This is a genomic window from Arthrobacter sp. TE12231 (genome assembly GCF_054062895.1).
Genome location: NZ_JBSSFS010000001.1, coordinates 3,670,528 through 3,690,348, shown reverse-complemented (window position 1 = coordinate 3,690,348; position 19,821 = coordinate 3,670,528). Strand labels below are relative to the sequence as shown.

Sequence of the window (19,821 nt, the reverse complement as noted above, 5' to 3'; positions counted from 1 at the left end):
CATGCCCCCATCCTGCCACCATGCCCGGAACGTTCACAGTGCGGGGCCCGGCAGCATCGAAATAGCCGGAAAGGTGCGAGATCGCCGTAAGTTTCCGGCGAACCGGCAGGTCTCCGGCGAACTCGCGGCTCCGGGCCGGATTCGCACCGTCGTGCCCGCACGGCCGGGTGCGAGAATGGAGGGCGGTTCGGGTGGTTCTTTTGCCCGAGCCGTCCAGTGCTAATACAGCCGGCGGACCAGCGTATTCCCTTGCGGGCGCGGGCCGCCGAGCGAACCACTACGAATGGAATGCCATGACGTCCGCCAAGACTTTCCCGGTGTCCGCGCCGCCGAAGTTCGCCTCGATCGGTTCCCCGTACTTCGGCATCATGCTGGCCGTTATGGCCGTGGTGCTGATCCTGTCCAACATCGGGGCATCCAAGGGCGTGGCGATCGGCCCGATCATCACGGACGGCGGCTTCTTCCTCTTCCCGCTGGCATATATCCTGGGCGACGTCATCAGCGAGGTCTACGGCTTCAAAGTGGCACGCAAGGCCATCGTCACCACCTTTGCGCTCTCCGTCTTCGCGTCACTCTGCTACTGGGTCATCATCGCCCTGCCGGGCTTCGGCGACGAGTACGGTGCCTCCAAGCAGGCGGCCCTGGAAGGCGCCCTGGGCCCGGTCCCGCAGATCGTGCTGGCTTCGCTACTGGCCTTCTTTGCCGGCCAGACCATCAACTCCTGGATCCTGGTAAAGATGAAGGCGCGCACTGGGGAAAGATCCCTGTGGGCGCGCATCATGGGCTCCTCCGTGGCCGGCGAGTTCGTGGACACGCTGATCTTCTGCAGCATCGCCGCGTCCGTGATCGGAATTACCGACGTCGGGATGTTCGTGAACTATGTCCTTGTGGGCTTCCTCTACAAGACCCTCGTGGAGTTCGCCTTCGTACCGCTGACCACGCTCGCCATCGGCTGGGTGAAGAAGCGCGAACCGAGCTACAGCGCTTAGGCATCCGCCGTCGTGCCCGACGTCGTTCCGTTCCGTGGCCCAGTTCGCCGGAAACCTGCGGGGTCGCCGTAGGTTTCCGGCGACGTCGCGGGCGTCCGGCGAATTCGCGACTCACGGGCGTGTCAGGCGGGCGGGCGGCCGGCTAAAGCACGAAGCAGCCGGTTCCTGAATTCCTGCTCGCGGAAGAGGTGTTCCCACTCAACGCGGATGAACAGCCAGCCCTCTTCAGCCAGGGCTTTCTCCCGGCGCCGTTCCTCGAAGAGCACCTCGGCTGTGGGCCTGTAGTCGAAGTACTTGGTCTTGCCGTCGAACTCGAGGGCTACCTTCTCCTCTTTCCACGCAAAGTCCAGACGGTGGCGCCCGGCGCGGCTTGATACTTCCACTTGCAGCTCAGGAGGCTTGATCCGAAGCCGGTGAATCAGCTCGCGGGTCAGGGTTTCGCCGGCAGATTCGGACCGTGGATCGGCCGTGATGAGGACGCGGCGGAACGTCCGGATCCCCCGGCGGCCATCCAGTGCGTCCGCCATGGTCTGCAGGGCTACTCGATCCGCACCCAGGCGAAGCGCGTGGTCGGTGAGGATCAAGGCCTGCCTGTAGCGCAGCATCATGGCGCAGTCGGCAACCGTCCGTTCCAGAGACGTCGTCCGCAGGCCGCGGACAACGTCGGCGTCGTGTTCGGCAAAGGGACGTGTATGGCACCGGACATCCCTGCCATGGCGCTCGTTCGACGGGCGCACTTTCTGCAGGACGTGGATGGCGTCATCCACGTTCCAGAGGAACAGGCTGCGGAGGCGCGCTGCGGACGTGTGACTGTACAGGAAGGTGCCCGTCGACGTCGTACGCGTTCCGTGGGCGTGCGCGAAGATGCGCTGCCTGCTCCGGACGTCCGGGGACTGGGCGTTCCAGAGGCTGGTGCGGATGTAGCAGCCGTGCCGGAGCCGGACGAGGGCGCCCGAATCCAGGAGGGATCGGATGGTCCGCGAGCCGTAGCCGAGGTCGAGCAGTTCTTCTGTGCGCCAGAGATTGCCCGTCGGGGGCAGTTGCAGCGAGGGGTTTTGCGACATGGCTCCAGCGTCCGGTACCGCCGACGCGCCCGGGAGGCTCCGCCGTCGCTATGTGGATAACGGCGGTGTGGATAACGAGTTCGCCGGCGGCCCGGAACGGGACGCGCCGGTATCAGCCGGAAACGCGCGCCGTCGTGCCCCGGACGATCAGGGCCGGCTCGATCAGCTTGCGCTCGGGCTCGAGGGCCGGGTCCTGGATCCGGGCCAGCAGGGTGTTGGCGACATCGACGCCGACGACGTCGCTGCGGTTGTCGACGGACGTGATGTCCAGGTACCGCGACTTGGCCAGTTGGGAATTGTCGTAGCCGATCACGGAGAGGTCTGCCGGAACGGACAGGCCGCGCGCCTTGGCCGCGGCGAGGGCGCCCAGGGCCATGGTGTCGTTGGCTGCGAACAGTGCGGTCGTGTCCGGGTGGTGGTCAAGAATCCAGCAGGCGGCCGCGTAGCCGTCCTCCTCGGAGGTCCCCTGCGATTCGCCGGCGATCCGATGCTCGACGCCGGCCTTCGTGATGCCGCTGCGGAAGCCCTCGCGCCGGTGGGCGGCAGCCCCGCCGGAGCCCGAGAGGTGTCCGATCCGCGTGTGGCCGAGCCCCAGTAGGTGATCCGCCGCCATGCGGCCGCCGCCGTCGTCGTCATTGGTAATGAGGCTGGCGCCGGCAGGAACACCGTTGCGCCAGCCGGCGACGACGGCCGGAACCCAGGTCCCCGCCATCATCGACTCGCTCGGCTCGGCCGCGATGACAAGGCCCTCGACGTGCATGGACAGCAGACCGTCCGCGGCTTCGGTGATGCGGTTCTCGCCCGGGCGGGAATCCGCGAGGGTGACCTGGTAGCCGTGGGGGGAGAGAGCGGATTCCATGCCGCGCAGGAGGTCCACGAACCAGAGGTTCCGGAAGTCGTCAATGACCAGTCCGATGCTTTTCGTCTGGCTGCTGGCAAGCGTGGTCGCTGCCCGGCTCGGGCGGTACCCTAGCTCTGACATGGCCGCCCGGACAGCCTCCCGGCGCTTCTCGCTGACTTTCGACGGGTTTTGAAGCACGAGGGACACCAGCGACGGGGAGACGCCGGCGCTCTTGGCGACGTCGTAGATCGTCGGGCGGCGGGTTCGAGAGGTGTTCAGCGTCATCTGCAGAGCCTTTCATGTGTCATTCGAGGATAGCCGTCCAACCATTGACAGGACATATTCACATAGCTACGCTTCTTATCAGCGCTAATTTTTGTAGCGCTCCAATTTTCTAGAGTCGGGCCGTCGGCCTGGCAATTTCAAAGGAGAAATCGATGGCTGACAGTTTAGGAGTTGCCGTAATCGGCGCCGGAATGGCAGGAAAGGCGCATGCGGCCGCCTACCGGACGGCGTCCACGCTGTACAGCCCGGTTCTTCCTCCCATCCGGCTGGTCTCCATCGGCGATGTCAACGCCGAGTTCGGCTCTCTAGCGGCGAAGCGTTTTGGCTACGAACGCAATGACACCTCCTGGCAGGCGATCGCCGAGGCCGATGACATCGACGTCGTGAGCGTCGTGATCGCGAACTCCCTCCACCGCGAAGTCGTGGAGGGCCTGCTGGCCGCCGGGAAGCACGTGCTGTGCGAAAAGCCGCTGAGCGACTCGATCGAGGACGCCCGCGCCATGGCCGAGGCAGCCCGCAACGCCAGCTCGATCGCGCGCATCGGGTTCACTTTCCGCCGCACCCCGGGCATCGCCTACATCCGCGACCTCATCCGCAACGGCGTCCTGGGCAACGTCCTGCACTTCAGCGGGCGCTACTGGACCGACTACGGGTTCAGCCCTTCGGCCCCCATGAGCTGGCGCTACAAGGGCGGCCAGGGCTCCGGCGCGCTGGCCGACGTCGGAAGCCACCTCACGTACGTCTCCGAATTCCTCTGCGGTGACATCAAGTCCATCAGCGGCGGGCACCTCAGCACCGTGATCGACAAGCGCCCGCTCCCGCTCGCCGCGGTCATGGGCCACGACCACGTCGCTGTCAGCGACACCTTCGAGCCGGTCGAAAACGACGACTACGCGGCGTTCTCCGCAGAGTTCGAAAACGGTGCCGGCAGCTTTGAAGTCTCCCGCGTTGCCGCCGGACACGCCAACAGCCTCCAGTTTGAAGTGTTCTGCGAGAACGGTGCCGCCAAGTTCGACCAGCGCCGCCCCGCCGAAGTCCAGCTGTTCCTCAACGACGGCCCCGGCAACGAGAACGGCTACCGCCAGGTCATCCTCGGCCCGGGCCACCCCTACATCGCCGGCGGCCTGGCCATGGACGCCCCTGAAGTCGGCTTCGGACAGAACGACGCCTTCGGCTACCAGGCCCGGGCGTTCCTGGAGGAAGTTGCCGGTCTCAGCGAGGCGGAGTCGCTGCCCCGCTGCGCCACCTTCGACGAGGGCGTGCGCAACATGGAACTGCTCGGCGCGGTCACCGAATCGGCGCTCAACAACGGAAAGAAAATCACGCTATGAAACTCGGCGTCTACAACGCAATCCTGCACGACCGTCCGCTGCCCGAGGCCCTCAAGGTCATCGCCGACCTCGGACTGACCGGCATCGAAATCAACACCGGCGGATTCCTGCCGGCCGTCCATGTTCCCACCATGGACCAGATCCTCGAAAGCGATGCGGCCCGTGATGACTACCTCGCGATTTTCGAGGGGACCGGCGTTTCGATTGCAGGCCTGAACTGCAACGGCAACCCGCTGCACCCCAAGCGGGAGATCGGCGAGAAGCATGCCGAGGACATCCGCCGCTCCATCCGGCTGGCGCACAGGCTGGGACAGGACCGGGTGGTGACCATGTCCGGCCTTCCCGGCGGCGAACCCGGGGCCACCACCGTCAATTGGGTGGTCAACGCCTGGAACTCGGCCGCCCTGGACGTGCTGGACTACCAGTGGAGCATCGCGGCCGACTTCTGGAAAGAAACCGACCGCCTCGCCGCGGACCACGGCGTCAAGGTTGCCCTTGAACTGCACCCGCAGAACATCGTGTTCAATACCGCCGATGTGTACAAGCTCATTGAGCTGACCGGCGCGACCCACGTGGGCGTCGAGCTGGACGCCTCGCACCTGTTCTGGCAGCAGATGGATCCGGTCGCGGTGGTGCGCAAACTCGGTCCGCTGGTCTTCCAGGCAGCCGCGAAGGACGTCCGAGTGAACACTGAGAACGCCGCGCTCTACGGTGTCCTCGACAACAGCTTCCGCAGGCTTTCCCCGGAGGAAAACCGCACCAACCTCGGCGGCGACGAGTGGGCCAACGAGTGGCCCAAGAACTCCGCCTGGGACTTCGTGGCCCTGGGCCGCGGGCACGACACCGCCTACTGGACGGAGTTCCTGCGCGCGCTGTACGAGGTGGACCCGAACATGCTCGTCAACATAGAACATGAGGACACCTCCCTGGGCCGGATCGAGGGCCTCCAGGTGGCGGCCAAGGTCCTGCGGGACGCGGACGCGGCGCTCTCGGCGTCGCTGCACCTCACGAACTGACCGTCGTTCGATCAATACCCCGAGGTCGCCGGAAAGCGCCGGGTTCGCCGTAAAAGTCCGGCGAACGGGCAGCTTTCCGGCGAATTCGACGGCGGTGCGGACAGCGCCCGAACAGAAAGGGCCCCATACGGTGCGCATCGGACTCGGAGCAGGGCAACTATGCCGGGTTCTACACCGAGTTCGCCCGCGCGGTTCGGGACGGCGGGCCCGGACCGGTGCCGGCCGTCGAGGGGGTACGGACCCTTGAGGTGCTCGACGCCGCCCGGCGCAGCGCACTGGAGAACAGGGTTGTGGGGCTGGACGGACAGCACCCGGAGTAGGGGCCGCCGTCGTGCGGTGAATCGCGAGGTCGCCGGAAAGCTGCGGAATCGCCGGAACGTTGCGGCGACCTCAAGAGGTTCCGGCGAATTCGACGCCGGGTCCGGAACGTTGCGGCGACCTCAAGAGGTTCCGGCGAATTCGACGCCGGGTCCGAATTGTTTCGGCGACCTGGACGGCGGCAGCGGAACCTAGGAGTAGTACCGGCCCAGGGTCTCGGCCTTGAAGTCGAAGAAGTTGCCCGACTCGATGGCCAGGCGCGCATCGTCCACCATCTTCACCACGAAGCGCTCGTTGTGGATCGAGATCAGCGTCGCCGAGATCATCTCCTTGGCCTTGAACAAGTGGTGGATGTAGGCCCGCGAATAGTTCAGGCAGGCGTAGCAGTCGCAGTCTTCCTGGAGCGGGCCGAAATCGCGCTTGTACTTGGCGCCGGAGAGGTTGTACCGGCCGGTGGGGTGATAGAACGCCGAGTTCCGGGCCACCCGGGTGGGGGAGACACAGTCGAACGTGTCTGCGCCGTTCTCAATTGCGGTGAAGATATCGTCGGGTTCGGAAATGCCCAGGAGGTGCCGCGGCTTGTTCTCCGGCAGCTCCTCATTGCACCAGCGCACGATCGTGCCGAGGTTCTCTTTCTCGAGTGCGCCGCCGATGCCGAAGCCGTCGAAATTCATGGCGCCGAGGTCGCGGCAGGCCTTGCGGCGCAGGTCCTCGTACTGGGCGCCCTGGATCACCCCGAACAGCGCCTGGTAGGGCTTCCCGACGCGCTCGGATGTGAGCCGGAAGTGCTCGGTGATGCACCGCTCGGCCCAGCGCCGGGTGCGTTCCAGGGATTCCTCCTGGTAGCCGCGCGAGTTCTGCAGCGTGGTCAGCTCATCGAACGCGAACATGATGTCCGCGCCGATCTGGTGCTGGACGTTCATGGAGATCTCGGGGCTGAACCGGTGCCGGTCGCCGTTGAGGTGGCTCTTGAACCACACGCCTTCCTCATCGACGTGGGCCAGGCGTTCCTTGCCGGGGGCGACGGCGTCGTCCGGCCCTGAATGGTCCACCGACTTCATGTCGATGACCTTCTTGAACCCCGAGCCCAGGCTCATCACCTGGAAGCCGCCGGAATCGGTGAACGTGGGCCCGCGCCAGTTCATGAAGGCGCCCAGCCCGCCGGCCTCGTCCAGAATGTCCGCTCCCGGCTGCAGGTACAGGTGGTACGCGTTGGCCAGCACGGCCTGCGCGCCGAGCTCGGCGATGGATTCCGGCAGCACGGACTTGACCGTGGCTTTGGTGCCGACGGCGATGAACGCCGGAGTCTGGATCTCGCCGTGCGGGGTGGCGATGGTGCCGGTCCGGCCCAGGAACTCCCCGCCGTTGGCGGCGATCTGACCGGCCGACGGCGGGCACGCCTCACTCAGGCGCTTGCCCACACGGAAGGAGAACTCGGACTGCCGGGCAGGCGCGGGCGGCAAAGAAGCAGAGACAGGATTGGCTGGCACGGTTCAAGTGTGCCAGCTAACGCGGCCTAAGCCTTAGTGGACGGGATCCGATGTGGGGTAGTTCTCAGCCCGCCATTTGTCCCAGTAATTGCGGATCGCGTCCAGCTGGTGGGCCCCGAGGTCATAGGTGGAGACGATCGCCAGGGATCCGCCGTCGGGCCGGACGTCCGCGATGGCGGGCTGGTCCGCCACGATCAGCAGGCCCTCGCCGTGCTCGGCGTAGTTGTGGACCGTCAGGCCCACCTGGTGATTGCTGCGGAACCAGACCTTGCCGGAGATCTCCTCGCCCGTGGGCAGGGTGAGCGAATACGTGTCCCCGGGCGCCGGGACGTCGCTGAGCCCGAGGTTTTCTATCGCCGAGCCGCCGGTGCCGGGCACGGAGAAGAAGAAGGTCCGGCGTTTGCCGTGCGGGTGCCGTTCCAAGGCGAAGCGCAACTGATGGAGGAAGGTCAGCCAGCCTTGGGTGATGTCCTCGTCCCACGCGGCCCATTCGGAATTGTGGTCGATCGCCGCCCGGGTGACGCTGACTTCCGTGCCCGTGGGGACAGGTTTCAAGGTGAAGACGTCTCCGCCGTCGACCACCAGGGAGGTGTGGTCCGCGCCTTCGACCACATTGGGGCCGAAGTAGATTTCGTTGATTTCGGCCTCTTGGTCATCGGCGTTCCAGCCGTGCCATTGGGCGATTCTGGCGGGTTCGCGCAGCATGGTCCAAACTTGCTGCGCGTCCGAATTGATCACAACGCTCAGATTGTTCGTCATGGGGTGAATCTACAACGCCAGGCCCCGAACGGGTAGGGGCGAACGGGTAGGGCGAACGGGTGGGCAGGACCGGCTGGGACCGGAGAAGACCGGCAGGACCGGATGGGAACGATCGCGAGGCCCTTAGGGGCGGACGGATTCCAGCTCGTTGCCGATCCGGCGTTCCAGCTCGGCGGCGCCGATGGTTTCAGAGCCGCCGTGCGCGCGCAGGAACAGGAGCGCCTCGAGCCGGAGCAGCCGCCATTCGCGTTCCGCATCAGGGTTGGAGTTGTCGATCGAGCGGAAAATTTCCTTGTCGTACAGATTGGGCTCGTTGAGCGAGCGCTGACGCACCTTGGCGTTGATCCTGGCCTTGAACGGGTCTGCTTCCATGGCCTCCGGCGCGCGAAGGAATTTCTCGTAGATTCCGGCGCGCTCGTCCTGCCCCAGCTGGCGGCAAATGTAGCTGGAGAGCGCCAAGGACGCCTCCACCGAGGCCCAGCGGCCAGGGTTGCCGTCGAACGGCAGGACGTTGAGCAGGTCCGCGACGGCCAGGGCGTTTTCGGCGTCCTTGAGCATGACGAAGAGCTCGTGGGCGAGGTCGCTGAGGTCCTTCAGGCAGCTCCCGGACTTGGTGTTGATGCCCTTGGCAAGCCGTTCGCTGAGCAGGAGCACGCCGACGGCGCCCGCATGGGCCTCTGCCACGGCCTCCACCACGGATTCCGGTGTGCCGTCCGGCGCCGGGATGAGCGCCAGCTCCGTCTCGCTGGGTCCGCTCACCGCGGGCGGCACCAGGGGCAGCGGAGGAACGACGACGCCGGGCGCCGCCGCCTCGGAGCCCTCCTGGCCCGGGGCGGGGGCCGTGCCGGCGTCGGAGGCATCGGCGTCGGATGCGCTGGCATCGGAAGTAGCGGAACCTGTATTCGGGGGTGCTGTATCGGCGGTGCCGGCGGCCGCGAAATCAGTGAACTCCGCGGCCGCCGTCGTGTCCTCCGCGTCAATCTCAGCCGTCTCCGCTTCCTCCGCGTTCTCGGTGATCCTCACCGTTGATCCTGCCGCGATCCGCAGCACACCGCCGCCGCTGAGGGTCGCCAGAACCATGGCGGGCGTGCCGAAATCGTCGGTTTCGACGTCCACCTGATGGACCTCGGCGGAGCGGTTTCCATCGGGCAGAATCAGGTGATCGCCGGCCCGTAGAGATCCAGCCTGAAGTTCACTGTGGTTCCGGGAGGCTGGCGGGTGGGTCATCGGGAGTCCTTAAAGTTCTCTTGCAGTCCGCCCAACAGTCTACAAAATCAGGTGCCCGAAGTCGGGGACGCTGCTGTTGCCCCGAGCGTCCCCGGGGCGGCGCCGGACCCAGGGGAACCGGCTAGTTGCCGACTCCCGCGAAAGCCAGCGCCTGCCGGATCAGGGCACCGCGGCCGCCGCTGAATTCAAGCTGCACGTCCGAGCTCATGACCTCCTGCGGGGTCATCCAGGTCAGCTCCAGGGCGTCCTGCCGCGGGGAGCATTCTCCCGTGACGGGAATGATGTACGCCAGGGCGACGGCGTGCTGGCGGTCATCGGTGAAGCCTGTGTGCGACGGCGACGGGAAGTACTCGGCCACGGTGAACGGCACGGGGCTGACCGGCAGTTGCGGGAAGGCGAGCGGGCCCAGGTCCTTCTCCATGTGGCGGAGGAGCGCGGCGCGGATGGTCTCGCGATAGAGCACGCGGCCCGAAACCAGGGAGCGGACCATGGTGCCGTCCGCGTCGGCCTGCAGGAGGGTGCCGACCTCGTTAACAAACCCCAGCGGATCCAGCCGGACCGGAACGGCCTCGACGTAGACCATCGGCAGCCTTCCCCGCGCTTCGAACAAGTCGTCGTCGGAGAGCCAGCCGGGATTCGGGTCAGGGGTGCGCACATTCATGGTTAAGTTCTACCCCATCCCTGACCCGTTCCCCGCGCCGCGCCTCAGATCGGGGATATTGTTTGTGCCCCAGGTAGGTGCACCGCGCGGACGGGATCCGGCACATAGGGTCCTGCCGCGCTCAGCCCTCCGCGGGTGCCGCGGAAATCCAGAGCGGCGGGTGGGCGGCCACTCCGTCCGCATCGGGGTTGACCACGTGCAGGGTCGGGATGGCAGCTTCCTCAATGACCGCCGCCTCGTGACCCGCCTCGTTCAGCCGCTCATGCAGGGCGTCAAAGTCGCCGGCGTATTCGAAGCCGAAGCCGGCACGCGCGGTCCCGGCGCCTGCACCGACCATCAAGATCCCGCCGTTCTTCGCCGTGAACGCCTCGGACTCCGCTGTGTCAGCGCCGCTGCCCGGGACCGGCCGGGGCCGGGCACCGATATCGCGCAGCGTTTGCGCCGCCGCAACGGCGTTTTCGGAGAACCAGACGCCGACGACGGCGAGGCCCGGGTCCGCTTCCGCCGACCCGCCCCAGCTGCCGTCGGCATCGCGCGTGGCCGTGTCCGCGAGGAAAGTGAAACCGTCGGCAGCGGTGATACGGCAGGAAGACCCGTGGTCCGCTTCGATGAGTTCCGCGGTGGTGCCGCCGGCCGGGCCGGGACCGCCCTGCGCCCCCGCCTCCGTGGTCCGCCGGGCGAATTCCTTCAGATCGCCCACTTCGACGCCGAAGGATGTGGTGCCGTCCTCTGCGGAGCCCTGCTCGACGAAGTGAAGGGCGAGGCGGCCGGAACCGGCGTCGAACACCCGCCAGGTGGGCTCGTCTACTGTCTTGACTAGGCCCAGATCGGTGAGCAGCCGCTCCCATTCATCAAGGCGGGAAGTGAAGTGGATCGGGCGGACGCGCAGCATCGTTGCTCCTCGGGTGGTCACGGGTTTCGGTTCGCAGGGATATCGTCCCACCAAAGCGGCACTTGTGGTCAGGTCCGAAGGGCACAATAGGGCCATGGCTGTTGAACTGGAGGAATTGCTGGTCAAGGATGCCGCCGCGTGGCGTGCCTGGCTGGAGCGGCATCACGCGCAGAGCCCCGGCGTATGGCTGGTGCTGCACAAGAAAGGCGGCTCGGTGACCGAGCTGGATTACGAGGCTGCGCTGCAGGAGGCGCTGTGTTTTGGCTGGATCGACGGGCAGGGCCGACGGCGGGACGAGGAGAGCTCCTACCAGCGGATGACACGGCGCGGACCCAAGAGCGTGTGGTCCGCGCGGAACGTGGAGCGGGTTGAACGACTCGAGTCGGCGGGGCGGATGGCCCCGGCCGGACAGGCCGCCGTCCTCAGCGCCAAGGCGGACGGGCGCTGGGAAGCCGCCTATTCGGGCGCGGCCACGGCAGAGGTCCCGGAAGACCTCGCCGCGGCCATCGCGGCGGAGCCCCGGGCGCAGGCAATGTTCGAGGTCCTGACCTCGGTGAACCGGTATGCCCTGATCTATCGCACGAACGAGGTTAAGCAGGCCGCTACGCGAGAGAGGAAGATCGCCGGGTTCGTGGAGATGCTCGCCCGGTTCGAAACGCCGTACCCGCAGACCAAGCGGCCCCGGGAAGAGTAACGGCGGCCCCCGCCGCGGATCCCAGAGAACTCCCAGAAACCGTCCGGGTTACGGGTAGTTGCCGCTGGCAGGATGGAGCGATGCTCCCTGCCCAGCGTGCTCCGCGACCCTCCGCCCGCCCGCCGCTGCCGTCCCAGCGGCGGCTCTTCTTCGTGGCCGCGGGCTTGCTGGTCGCGGGGGAGACGATCTTCTGGACCATGCTTGCCGCGGTGCAGTCGAACAGCGGTGCCGCTGCCTTGGACGGGCCCGTGCACGACGGGCTCGTGGCGTCCCGGGACCCGCTGGCCACCTCCATCCTGACGGCCGTGACCACGGTGACGTCGCCACTGTGGATGACCGTGATCGGCTGCATGCTGGCCCTGGCATGGGCGGCGTGGAAACGGGAAATCTGGCGTCCGGCCCTGCTGGTCGGTGCCATGGCGGCAGCCCTTGCAGTGTCCACTCTGATCAAGCACGACGTCGCCCGCCCCCGGCCTGCCGCCAGCGATTTCATGCTTGGCCCGGACGACGCCCTGTCATTCCCCTCGGGCCATACGTTCGGCGCAGGCGTCTTCCTGTGCGTTCTGAGCTACCTGCTGGTGACGGGCCGCGGCACGCGGACTAGCAAACGAACGACGTCGGCCCTCAGCTTCGCGGCCGCGGCCGCGGGGACGCTGGTGGTCGCCTTCAGCCGGCTTTACCTGGGCTATCACTGGCTGACGGACGTGCTCGCCTCCATCGGCCTGGCGCTCGCCGTCACCGGGACCGTCATCCTGGCCGACGGGCTGCGCACCGCCAGGGCCGCCCGGCTGCCGGCGCCGGCCGTCCCGGCCGCGCAGGCGGCAATGCCGGCTCCGGCGTACGCGGCGCAGGAGTACCCGTCAGAAGACGGGCTGTTAGAGCCCGACGCCCATCGCCTGGGCGATCACCACCGCCGAGGCTGAGGACCACGCCTGCGGGTGGCACGACGCCGGGTAGGGCACCGCGACCCCCGAGTCCTCGGCCCGCACCCCGGCGAACACCTCCGGCAGCCGGTGCCCGAACGAGGCTGCCGCGCCGAGCAGGCCATCGGCCAGGTTCCGTGCCTCGGGGATGAACCCGTCGGCCAGGAGGCCGCGGATTGCGATGGCGGTGTCGTGGCTCCACACGGATCCGCAGTGGTAGCTGAAGGGCCAGAACCCCGCAGCACGCCGGGAGATCGTGTGCACGCCGTAGCCGGAGAACAGCTCCGGGCTCACCAGCCGGTCAGCCACGATCCGGGCTTCGGCCGCATCCAGGATGCCCGTGCCCAGCAGGTGTCCCATATTCGAGCCCGGGATGTCCAAGGGAACCCCGTGCCCGTCCAGGGCCATGGCCGGAAAGGGCCCGGCGTCGTCGTCAACCCAGAAGCGCTCCCGGAACCTGAGCCGGAGGCCGGCAGCGAAGTCCCGCAGCGCCGGGCCACCGGGTTCCCCGTAGGCGTCGAACAGCTCGGCCGTCTGCAGGGCCGCCTGGTACGCGTAGCCCTGCACCTCGGATAGGGCGATCGGCCCCTCCGCCTGCCGGCCGTCGCGGAACTGCATGGCATCCCGGGAATCCTTCCAGCCCTGGTTGCTCAGGCCGTGCCCGGTCGCGTCCCGGTAGCTAAGGAACCCGGCGTTGTTGCCCGCTCCCGCGCCGGCGGCGAGCAGCCAGTCCGCGGCGCGTGCCGCATTCGGCAGCAGCGACCGGATAACGGCGTCGTCCGGCCCGGCACGCCAGAGTTCACCGAGCAGGCAAAGCCACAGCGGGGTGGAATCCACGGCGCCGTAGTACACCGGAGGCAGGCGCAGGCCCTGGCTCTCGAGCACGAGTTCCTTGGAGCGCAGCTCGTGCAGGATCTTGCCGGGTTCCTCGGCAGCCGCAGGGTCAGTCCGAGTGCCCTGGAAGGCCGCCAGGGCCCGCAGCGTGCCCGCGGCAAGCCCGGTCTCCATCCCGGTGTCCAGCGGCAGCAGCAGCCGCGCCGCCCACAGCGAGTCGCGCCCGAACAGTGTGAAGTACCAGGGCGCCCCGGCGGCGATGAAAGGAGCGTGCGGAAGCTGGCGGGTGGCCAGCCGGAGCCCGGCCACTTCATCCAGGGAGTTGTCCAGGAGCAGGCCCAGGGCCCCGGCCGGTCCGGTCCGCGACGGCCGCGGGGCGGGCGGCCGCGCCGCCACCACGGCGTCGTCATCGTCGGTCAGAACGGCTTGCCATTCGGCCTCGAACGGCCGGCCCCGGCCCAGGCTCCCGCGCCAGGCGAGCCGGCCCTCCGGGGTCACAGCACCGGGCGCCGCCACCGCGAAGCTCTTCCCGCCCTCCCGCCAGCGTAACGCCGACTGGTCGGCCGAGACCGGCGCGGACGCGTCGCGAAAGCGGCTGAGCCGGATCTGGGCCATGTCGGTGAAGTCGGCGGCCAGCTCAACGTCGATCTCGACGTCGAGGGAATCCAGTGACGTGCGCAGCTGCAGGGCATGCCGCACCACTCCGGGCGTCACGGTCCAAGTCTGGACAAGCTCGACGGCGGGATCTTCTGTGGGCCCCGGGATGCCCCGGACGAGTCCCCGCACGCGCAGCACGCCGCCGGGCTGGGTCTCGACGGTGGCCGGTTCTGGCTCCAGGCCGTTGACACGTACGAGGGCGCGGCAGAGCATCCGGGTGTCGCCGTGAAGGAGCCCGGTGAACCCGGCTGGATCGGTGGACCCGCCGGCCGGATCGCCGGACTGCCCGGCTGACTGACCGGACTGCCTGGCGCCTGGCGGGTTGGACTCGCCGGCCAGGCGGCCGTCGGGATCGAGCCACAGCTGCGTCGGGGCGGCAACGGAGCAGTGCTGGCGGTGCAGGCCTGGCTGAACAGTCATTCGCCCACCCTATGCCGCGGCCCACGGAGGGCTCAATGTCCTATTGGACCGGCGCGTCGTCCATCGGGAACGCCACGGCCTCGCCCACCACGCGCAGCCTCAGCTCGGTGCCGGGGCGTGCGATGGAGGCGTTCCAGTGCCGGATGGTGATGATTTCCCCGCCGCCGGGGTAGCGGTGGTCCGGGACGGCGCCGGCGGCAAGGACCGGCGGGACGGGGAGCTGGAGCCGGACGGTGGTCTCGGGGCCGAAGTAGTCGGTGTCCACCACGGTGCCGCGGATGGGGCCGTCCTCGGAAATGCGGATCTGCTCCGGCCGGAGCATCAGCTGGACCCGGCCCTGCGCCGGCGGGCGTCGCACGGGGATCCCGCCGAGCGAACACGTGGCCAGGGAACCTTCCATCCAGGCATCCAGGATGACGGCGTCACCGAGGAACTCCGCGGTGGCGCGGTCCGCCGGGCGTGTGTAGACGACGAACGGGTTGCCGATCTGGGCCAGCTTGCCGCCGCGCATCACGGCCACCTGGTCGGCGAAGGACAACGCCTCGGCCTGGTCGTGCGTGACGAGGATCGTAGTGACCCCGGCGTCCTTCAGGACCTGGCCCACCGCGCGGCGGGTCGCCACCCGCAGGCCGGCGTCCAGGGCGGAAAACGGCTCGTCCAGGAGCATGAGCTCGGGCTCGCGGGCGAGCGCCCGGGCCAGCGCGACGCGCTGCTGTTGGCCGCCGGAGAGCTGGTGTGGGCGGCGCTTGGCCGTGGACGGGTCCAGCGAGACCATTTCCAATAGTTCGCTCACCCGCGCCTTGACGCCGCTGCGTCCGCCGGGGAGTTTGCCGCTGTCCAGGCCAAAGGAGATGTTCTGGCCCACGGTCAAGTGCGGGAACAGGGCGCCGTCCTGGGCCACGTAGCCGACGTGGCGCTTGTGGGCCGGGACCCAGGCGTCCTCTCCCGCCACCTTGCTGCCGTTGAGTGAGATGGTGCCGGTATCGGGGTGTTCGAAGCCGGCGATCAGCCGCAGGAGGGTGGTCTTGCCGGAACCGGACGGTCCCACGATCGCCGTCGTTCCGCCCTTGGCGACGGAGAGGTTGACGCCTTTGAGTACCGCCTGGGGCCCGAAGTTCTTGGTGACCGCGTCGATTTCCAGGTGGCTGTTGGTGCTGGGCGCCACGGACGCCGCGATCCGCGGCTCTGGGAGACGGGAGGGTGCCTCGTGCGGAGGGTAAAAATCGGTCACTGTCCGGCCACTTTCTTGGACTGCTGGAAAAGGAGGTAGGTCATGGGCGCCGAGATCAGGATCATCAGGAGCGCATACGGAGCGGCGCCGGCGTAGTCAATCTCGCTGCTCTTGCTCCAGAACTCGGTGGCGAGCGTGCGGGTCCCGTTGGGGGAGAGCAGGAGAGTGGCCGTGAGCTCGTTGACGATCCCTAGGAACACCAGTGCCGCGCCGCCGGCAGCGGCGGGGGCCGTGAGGCGCAGCGTCACACGGAGGAACGCCAGCAGGGGCGGCTTGCCGAGCGCCTGCGCGGCCTCGTCGAGTTCCTTCGGCGCCTGGGCCAGCCCGGAGCGGAGGTTCACCAGGGCCCGGGGCAGGAACAGCAGCACATAGGCCGCGATCAGGAGTCCCGAGGTCTGGTACATGTTGGGGAGCATCCGGATGCTTACGGTCACGAACGCCAGGCCCACCACAATCCCCGGCATGGAGCTGGTGATGTAGTTGGAGAGCTCCAAGGACTTGCTGAACCACCCCGGACGCCGCACGGCAAGGTAGGCCATGGGGAACGCGACCAAGGTGGTGACCACGGCCGCGGCGATGCCGTAGGCGAGGGTCTGCAGCAGGGCCGGCATGAACTCCTCCGCGGCCCAGACATCCGGCCCGCCGGCGATGACCCAGCGCAGCACGAACGTCAGCGGCAGGCCGAACGCCAGCGCAGTGAGGGCGATCAGGGACAGCTGGGCGGGGACCTGATACGCGTGCAGGGGCAGCCGCAAGGCGCGCGCCTGGGCACCCGAGCCGATCCTGGCGTACCGGGCGCTGCCGCGGCTGCGGACCTCCACGAGCAGCAGGATCAGGCACAGGAAGACCAGGACGCTGGCGAGCATGTTCCCGGCGGTGCCGTTGAAGGTGGACTGGTACTGCACCATGATCGCGGTGGTGAAGGTGTCAAAGCGGATCATCGCGAAGGCCCCGTATTCGGCCAGCAGGTGCAGCGCGACCAGCAGCCCTCCGCCGGTCATGGCGATGCGCAGCTGCGGCAGCACCACGCGGAAGAAGGCGCGCCAGGCGCCGAGGCCGAGGGACGCGGCGGACTGTTCGATGGCCGGGTCCAGGCGGCTGAGGGTCGCGGCGGCCGGGATGTAGACGAGGGGGAAATAGGACAGGGTGGCGATCAGGACCCCGGACCACAGCCCGCCGAGGGAGGGGACCGCGGAAACCCAGGCGTAGCTGTTGACGAAGGCGGGGATGGCCAGCGGGGCCGCGAGCAGCACAGCCCACCACTTCCGGCCCACCAGGCTGGTGCGTTCCACGAGCCAGGCGCCGCCCACGCCCAGAATCAGGCACAAGGGCACCGTCACCACGGTCAGGAGCACAGTGTTCAGCAGCAGTTCGCCCACCCGAGGGCGGAAGATCAGGGAGACGGCGGTGTCCCACCCGGTGGCGGCCGTCATGACGATCACGTAGGCCAACGGCACCAGGGAGAACAAGGCGATCAGCACCGCCACGATGGACACAGCAGAGACGCCGACAGGCGGGCGGGGTCGCTTGACCCTGCCCGCCGTCGTCGTGTCAGTCGTCAAATCACCGGATGGACCTGGGACCGCCAGCTTGTTAGTCACTGCCGTTACAGCAGCCCTGCCTGGGTCATCAGTTCGGTGACCTTGGCGGAATTGAGCTTGGCCGGATCCACGGTGGGTGCCTGCAGATCCTTGAGCGGTACGAGCTTTTCGTTGGACGGGACGCCCGAGCCGACGGCGTACTCGAAGGACGTGCCCTTCTGGAGCACTTCCTGGCCCTTCTTGCCGGTGATGAACTTCAGGAAGGCCTGGGCGGCCGCCGGGTTCTTCGAGGACTTCAGCACGCCGCCGCCGGAGACGGAGACGAAGGCGCCGGGGTCCTGGTTCTTGAAGTAGTACGGCGTGACGTTGTTGGAGTTCTCGCCGGTCTTGGCCTGGTCGCCGTAGTAGTAGTAGTGGTAGATCAGGGCGGCGTCCACTTCGCCGGCGTTGACGGCCTTCATGGCCGTGCTGTTGCCCTTGTAGGCCTTGGAGTTTTCCTTCATGCCCTTGAGCCATTGCTGGGTGGTGGCTTCGCCCTTGAGCTCCAGCAGGGCCGAGACGATTGCCTGGAAGTCGGCGCCCGACGGCGAGGCGGCCCAGCGGCCCTTCCACTCGGGATTGGCCAGGTCCAGCATCGACTTGGGCAGCTTGTCCGCGCTGATCTTGTTCTTGTCATAGACCAGCACGGTGGAGCGTGCCGCGATGCCGGTCCACTTGTTGGTGGAGGGGCGGAATTCGGCGGGTACCTGGTCCACGGTGGCTTTGTCCACGTCCGCGAAGAGGCCGGCGTTTTCCACCTGGGCCATGGCGGGCGAGTTCTCAGTAAGGAAGACATCCGCCGGCGACGCCTGGCCTTCCTGGACGATCTGGTTGGACATCTCGGTGTCGTCGCCCTGGCGCAGGGTGACCTTGATGCCGGTTTCCGCGGTGAAGGCGTCCACCCACTCCTTGGTCAGGGACTCGTGCTGGGCGTTATAGACCGTGATCTCACCCGACGGGGTGCCGCCGGCGGCTGCGCTGCTGCCGGCCGGGGAGGATGAACCGGAGCCGCAGGCGGCCAGGCCCAGGGCGGCAGTGGCGGCCAGGGCGATGCCCGCCAGTGCGTTGGTGCGGATCTTCATGGGGCTACTTTCTGCAAGGAAGTCGTCGTAGGTGCCCTGACCCCCGTGAGCGGGGAAGTTAGGGCATGCTCACTAAGAAAGACTGTAGGTTAGCCAAACCTAAGCAACCAACCTGAGAACGCGTTAAGTGATCAGGATCACATGAATTACGAAACTATTGCGTGACGTAATTAGCGCCGGCGTCGGGGCGGCCTACGGGGCGTGTGCCGGGGCAATCGATGCGGCTGCCTCCAGAATCATCCAGGCCTGCAGCTGGGTGGAGAGCTCGACGGCGGCGCCCTCCGGATAGCTGCGGCGCGCCGGCAGTTCGGTGCGGTTGGAAAAGACCAGATGGCTGCCCCCGCGGGCGAGGCGGTCGTGGGCCGGGAGAATCCGCCGGCCCTCCCAGAGGGCCTGGGCGGTGTCATTTACGAGGGTCGCCGCCGTGGCCCGGGTTTCGGCCGGAAGGCCCTCGTTTAGGGCTGCAAGGGCCAGATATCGGACCAGGATCCCGGTGAAGAGTCCGCCGTCGCCCGTTCCCTCGCAGCGCAACACCGCCGCGCTTCGGCCCAGCAGCGGCGCCGGCTGCGTGAGGCTGCGCGCCACGGCCTCCACCAGCGCGGCCGCCCGCTCGAGGTTCGCCGCGCCCCCGAGTTCCAGCAGGGCGCCGAGGACGGGCCCCTGGTTATAGGTGTAGATGGTCTCTTCCAGTACCGCTTCGCCCGTGCCGGAAATCCGCAATCCGTCCCGGTACAGGCCCTGTTCAGGCGCGTAGAGCCGGGCGTCGAGCCAGTCCAGCAGCGCCTGGGCCTTGGCCCGGTTGCCCGTCCGCGCGTAGTAGAGGGCCACCGGTGCGGTGGCGGGCGTGTTCTTGAAGTCCCGTTTCTTGCTCCAGAAGGTGCCGCCGCCCAGATCGTCCGTGGAAGCGGCGTCGAACTGGAGCGTCAGGCTCTGCAGGACCTTGGCGTTGCGCTCCCGGCCGGTGCGTTTGCGGGAGTCCTCGGCGAGCCTGTCCAGCCGGAGCGTGGCGAGGGCCAGCCAGGCCATGTCGTCGTAGTAGTCATTGACCACCGTGAGGAAATTGCGGAGCCGGATCCCGGTGACGAGCCGGGAGGCGAGCCTGCCGGCGCTGGGCCGGTTCTCGCCGTCGAACTTGGCGCCCGGATGCCCCGACGAGCCCAGCTCCCGGCGGCCGGCGTCCACGAGGCAGTCCAGGTAGTGCGCCTGCCACCAGTAGTGCCAGGGCCGGGACAGGCTCTTGAGCCGGCCCGAGGGCCGGAGGATTGCTCCGATGTGGGTCCCCGGCAGGAAAAAGAGCCGCTGTCCGAAGAGCCTGGTCACCGAGCGGGCGGCCTCGTCCGCGCGGAAGGACCAGTTGGGGGCGGCGTCGGCTCGGGTCATGGTTCAAGCCTAATCGCGGGACCTGCCCGGACACCGTTCGTGACGGCGGCCTCCGGGGGTGCAGTCGAGGTCGCAGTGCAATCGTGCCGGCAGGCGTGCGGTGGAATCGTTCCGTGGGGCGCGGGCAAAGGTGCGGAATGCCGGCGT

General features: G+C 67.8%; 18 protein-coding genes. 6 read left to right on the top strand and 12 right to left on the bottom strand.

What is annotated here, in order from left to right:
• Nucleotides 1-293: 293 nt before the first annotated feature.
• Nucleotides 294-989 (top strand): queuosine precursor transporter, encoded by a 696-nt coding sequence (locus ACVWYS_RS16485; protein WP_456507581.1) that lies wholly within the window; start codon nucleotides 294-296, stop codon nucleotides 987-989.
• A 122-nt stretch (nucleotides 990-1,111) separates the two neighbouring features.
• Here the strand turns inward: ACVWYS_RS16485 and ACVWYS_RS16480 are convergent, their stop codons facing one another.
• Both ACVWYS_RS16480 and ACVWYS_RS16475 read right to left on the bottom strand, forming a co-directional pair.
• Nucleotides 1,112-2,053, bottom strand: coding sequence for a type IV toxin-antitoxin system AbiEi family antitoxin domain-containing protein (locus ACVWYS_RS16480; RefSeq protein WP_456507580.1), 942 nt, complete (start codon nucleotides 2,051-2,053; stop codon nucleotides 1,112-1,114).
• Between the two features lie 112 nt (nucleotides 2,054-2,165).
• The gene (locus tag ACVWYS_RS16475) at nucleotides 2,166-3,179 is read right to left on the bottom strand and encodes a LacI family DNA-binding transcriptional regulator (RefSeq protein ID WP_116767111.1); all 1,014 of its coding nucleotides are present in this window, start codon (nucleotides 3,177-3,179) and stop codon (nucleotides 2,166-2,168) included.
• 152 nt (nucleotides 3,180-3,331) lie between these two features.
• Between ACVWYS_RS16475 and ACVWYS_RS16470 the strand changes: the two genes are divergently transcribed.
• The 3 genes from ACVWYS_RS16470 to ACVWYS_RS16460 all read left to right on the top strand — a co-directional run bounded on the left by ACVWYS_RS16470 (nucleotide 3,332) and on the right by ACVWYS_RS16460 (nucleotide 5,846).
• Nucleotides 3,332-4,510 carry a Gfo/Idh/MocA family protein gene (locus ACVWYS_RS16470; protein ID WP_456510076.1) on the top strand — a complete coding sequence of 393 codons (1,179 nt, stop codon included), beginning with the start codon at nucleotides 3,332-3,334 and terminating at the stop codon, nucleotides 4,508-4,510.
• Nucleotides 4,507-5,526 carry a sugar phosphate isomerase/epimerase family protein gene (locus tag ACVWYS_RS16465; RefSeq protein ID WP_456507578.1) on the top strand — a complete coding sequence of 340 codons (1,020 nt, stop codon included), beginning with the start codon at nucleotides 4,507-4,509 and terminating at the stop codon, nucleotides 5,524-5,526. Before ACVWYS_RS16470 ends, ACVWYS_RS16465 begins: the two co-directional genes overlap by 4 nt.
• 83 nt (nucleotides 5,527-5,609) lie before the next feature.
• On the top strand, nucleotides 5,610-5,846 hold the full coding sequence (locus tag ACVWYS_RS16460) for a Gfo/Idh/MocA family oxidoreductase (protein WP_456509086.1): 237 nt from the start codon (nucleotides 5,610-5,612) through the stop codon (nucleotides 5,844-5,846).
• Nucleotides 5,847-6,035: 189 nt separating this feature from the next.
• On the opposite strand, the gene tgt is transcribed toward ACVWYS_RS16460, so the two are convergent.
• The 5 genes from tgt to ACVWYS_RS16435 form a co-directional block, all read right to left on the bottom strand.
• Nucleotides 6,036-7,334 carry a tRNA guanosine(34) transglycosylase Tgt gene (gene tgt, locus ACVWYS_RS16455; RefSeq protein WP_456507577.1) on the bottom strand — a complete coding sequence of 433 codons (1,299 nt, stop codon included), beginning with the start codon at nucleotides 7,332-7,334 and terminating at the stop codon, nucleotides 6,036-6,038.
• 33 nt (nucleotides 7,335-7,367) lie between these two features.
• A complete protein-coding gene (locus ACVWYS_RS16450) occupies nucleotides 7,368-8,093 on the bottom strand; it encodes an SRPBCC domain-containing protein (protein ID WP_456507576.1) in 726 nt (241 codons plus the stop codon).
• 123 nt (nucleotides 8,094-8,216) lie between these two features.
• Complete coding sequence (locus ACVWYS_RS16445) at nucleotides 8,217-9,320, bottom strand: DUF6707 family protein (RefSeq protein ID WP_456507575.1); 1,104 nt, start codon at nucleotides 9,318-9,320, stop codon at nucleotides 8,217-8,219.
• A gap of 121 nt (nucleotides 9,321-9,441) precedes the next feature.
• Nucleotides 9,442-9,981 (bottom strand): NUDIX hydrolase family protein, encoded by a 540-nt coding sequence (locus tag ACVWYS_RS16440; RefSeq protein WP_091255041.1) that lies wholly within the window; start codon nucleotides 9,979-9,981, stop codon nucleotides 9,442-9,444.
• Between the two features lie 121 nt (nucleotides 9,982-10,102).
• A complete protein-coding gene (locus ACVWYS_RS16435) occupies nucleotides 10,103-10,873 on the bottom strand; it encodes a VOC family protein (RefSeq protein WP_456507574.1) in 771 nt (256 codons plus the stop codon).
• Between the two features lie 94 nt (nucleotides 10,874-10,967).
• Here ACVWYS_RS16435 and ACVWYS_RS16430 point away from each other — a divergent pair, with 94 nt between their 5' ends.
• Both ACVWYS_RS16430 and ACVWYS_RS16425 read left to right on the top strand, forming a co-directional pair.
• Nucleotides 10,968-11,567, top strand: a complete 600-nt coding sequence (locus ACVWYS_RS16430) for a YdeI/OmpD-associated family protein (RefSeq protein WP_456507573.1) — start codon at nucleotides 10,968-10,970, stop codon at nucleotides 11,565-11,567.
• A gap of 80 nt (nucleotides 11,568-11,647) precedes the next feature.
• Entirely contained in the window at nucleotides 11,648-12,490 is an 843-nt protein-coding gene (locus ACVWYS_RS16425) for a phosphatase PAP2 family protein (RefSeq protein ID WP_344362817.1), read from the top strand.
• Here ACVWYS_RS16425 and ACVWYS_RS16420 read toward each other — a convergent pair.
• From ACVWYS_RS16420 to ACVWYS_RS16400, 5 genes are all read right to left on the bottom strand, one after another.
• Nucleotides 12,443-14,401 carry a glycogen debranching N-terminal domain-containing protein gene (locus ACVWYS_RS16420; protein WP_456507572.1) on the bottom strand — a complete coding sequence of 653 codons (1,959 nt, stop codon included), beginning with the start codon at nucleotides 14,399-14,401 and terminating at the stop codon, nucleotides 12,443-12,445. The genes ACVWYS_RS16425 and ACVWYS_RS16420 overlap by 48 nt on opposite strands.
• A gap of 40 nt (nucleotides 14,402-14,441) precedes the next feature.
• Nucleotides 14,442-15,578 (bottom strand): ABC transporter ATP-binding protein, encoded by a 1,137-nt coding sequence (locus ACVWYS_RS16415; RefSeq protein ID WP_456509085.1) that lies wholly within the window; start codon nucleotides 15,576-15,578, stop codon nucleotides 14,442-14,444.
• A gap of 50 nt (nucleotides 15,579-15,628) precedes the next feature.
• Nucleotides 15,629-17,128, bottom strand: a complete 1,500-nt coding sequence (locus ACVWYS_RS16410; RefSeq protein ID WP_116767101.1) for an ABC transporter permease — start codon at nucleotides 17,126-17,128, stop codon at nucleotides 15,629-15,631.
• 110 nt (nucleotides 17,129-17,238) lie between these two features.
• The gene (locus tag ACVWYS_RS16405; RefSeq protein ID WP_456507571.1) at nucleotides 17,239-18,294 is read right to left on the bottom strand and encodes an iron ABC transporter substrate-binding protein; all 1,056 of its coding nucleotides are present in this window, start codon (nucleotides 18,292-18,294) and stop codon (nucleotides 17,239-17,241) included.
• 192 nt (nucleotides 18,295-18,486) lie between these two features.
• Nucleotides 18,487-19,674, bottom strand: coding sequence for a glycoside hydrolase family 76 protein (locus ACVWYS_RS16400; RefSeq protein ID WP_456507570.1), 1,188 nt, complete (start codon nucleotides 19,672-19,674; stop codon nucleotides 18,487-18,489).
• Nucleotides 19,675-19,821: the final 147 nt, after the last annotated feature.

Bases quoted from the DNA above. Each gene is read 5' to 3' on its own strand.
- ACVWYS_RS16405 (WP_456507571.1), bottom strand. From the start codon at position 18,294: ATGAAGATCCGCACCAACGCACTGGCGGGCATCGCCCTGGCCGCCACT.
- ACVWYS_RS16465 (WP_456507578.1), top strand. From the start codon at position 4,507: ATGAAACTCGGCGTCTACAACGCAATCCTGCACGACCGTCCGCTGCCC.
- ACVWYS_RS16480 (WP_456507580.1), bottom strand. From the start codon at position 2,053: ATGTCGCAAAACCCCTCGCTGCAACTGCCCCCGACGGGCAATCTCTGG.
- ACVWYS_RS16420 (WP_456507572.1), bottom strand. From the start codon at position 14,401: ATGACTGTTCAGCCAGGCCTGCACCGCCAGCACTGCTCCGTTGCCGCC.
- ACVWYS_RS16425 (WP_344362817.1), top strand. From the start codon at position 11,648: ATGCTCCCTGCCCAGCGTGCTCCGCGACCCTCCGCCCGCCCGCCGCTG.
- ACVWYS_RS16400 (WP_456507570.1), bottom strand. From the start codon at position 19,674: ATGACCCGAGCCGACGCCGCCCCCAACTGGTCCTTCCGCGCGGACGAG.
- ACVWYS_RS16445 (WP_456507575.1), bottom strand. From the start codon at position 9,320: ATGACCCACCCGCCAGCCTCCCGGAACCACAGTGAACTTCAGGCTGGA.
- ACVWYS_RS16475 (WP_116767111.1), bottom strand. From the start codon at position 3,179: ATGACGCTGAACACCTCTCGAACCCGCCGCCCGACGATCTACGACGTC.
- ACVWYS_RS16470 (WP_456510076.1), top strand. From the start codon at position 3,332: ATGGCTGACAGTTTAGGAGTTGCCGTAATCGGCGCCGGAATGGCAGGA.
- ACVWYS_RS16435 (WP_456507574.1), bottom strand. From the start codon at position 10,873: ATGCTGCGCGTCCGCCCGATCCACTTCACTTCCCGCCTTGATGAATGG.
- ACVWYS_RS16440 (WP_091255041.1), bottom strand. From the start codon at position 9,981: ATGAATGTGCGCACCCCTGACCCGAATCCCGGCTGGCTCTCCGACGAC.
- ACVWYS_RS16450 (WP_456507576.1), bottom strand. From the start codon at position 8,093: ATGACGAACAATCTGAGCGTTGTGATCAATTCGGACGCGCAGCAAGTT.
- ACVWYS_RS16485 (WP_456507581.1), top strand. From the start codon at position 294: ATGACGTCCGCCAAGACTTTCCCGGTGTCCGCGCCGCCGAAGTTCGCC.
- ACVWYS_RS16430 (WP_456507573.1), top strand. From the start codon at position 10,968: ATGGCTGTTGAACTGGAGGAATTGCTGGTCAAGGATGCCGCCGCGTGG.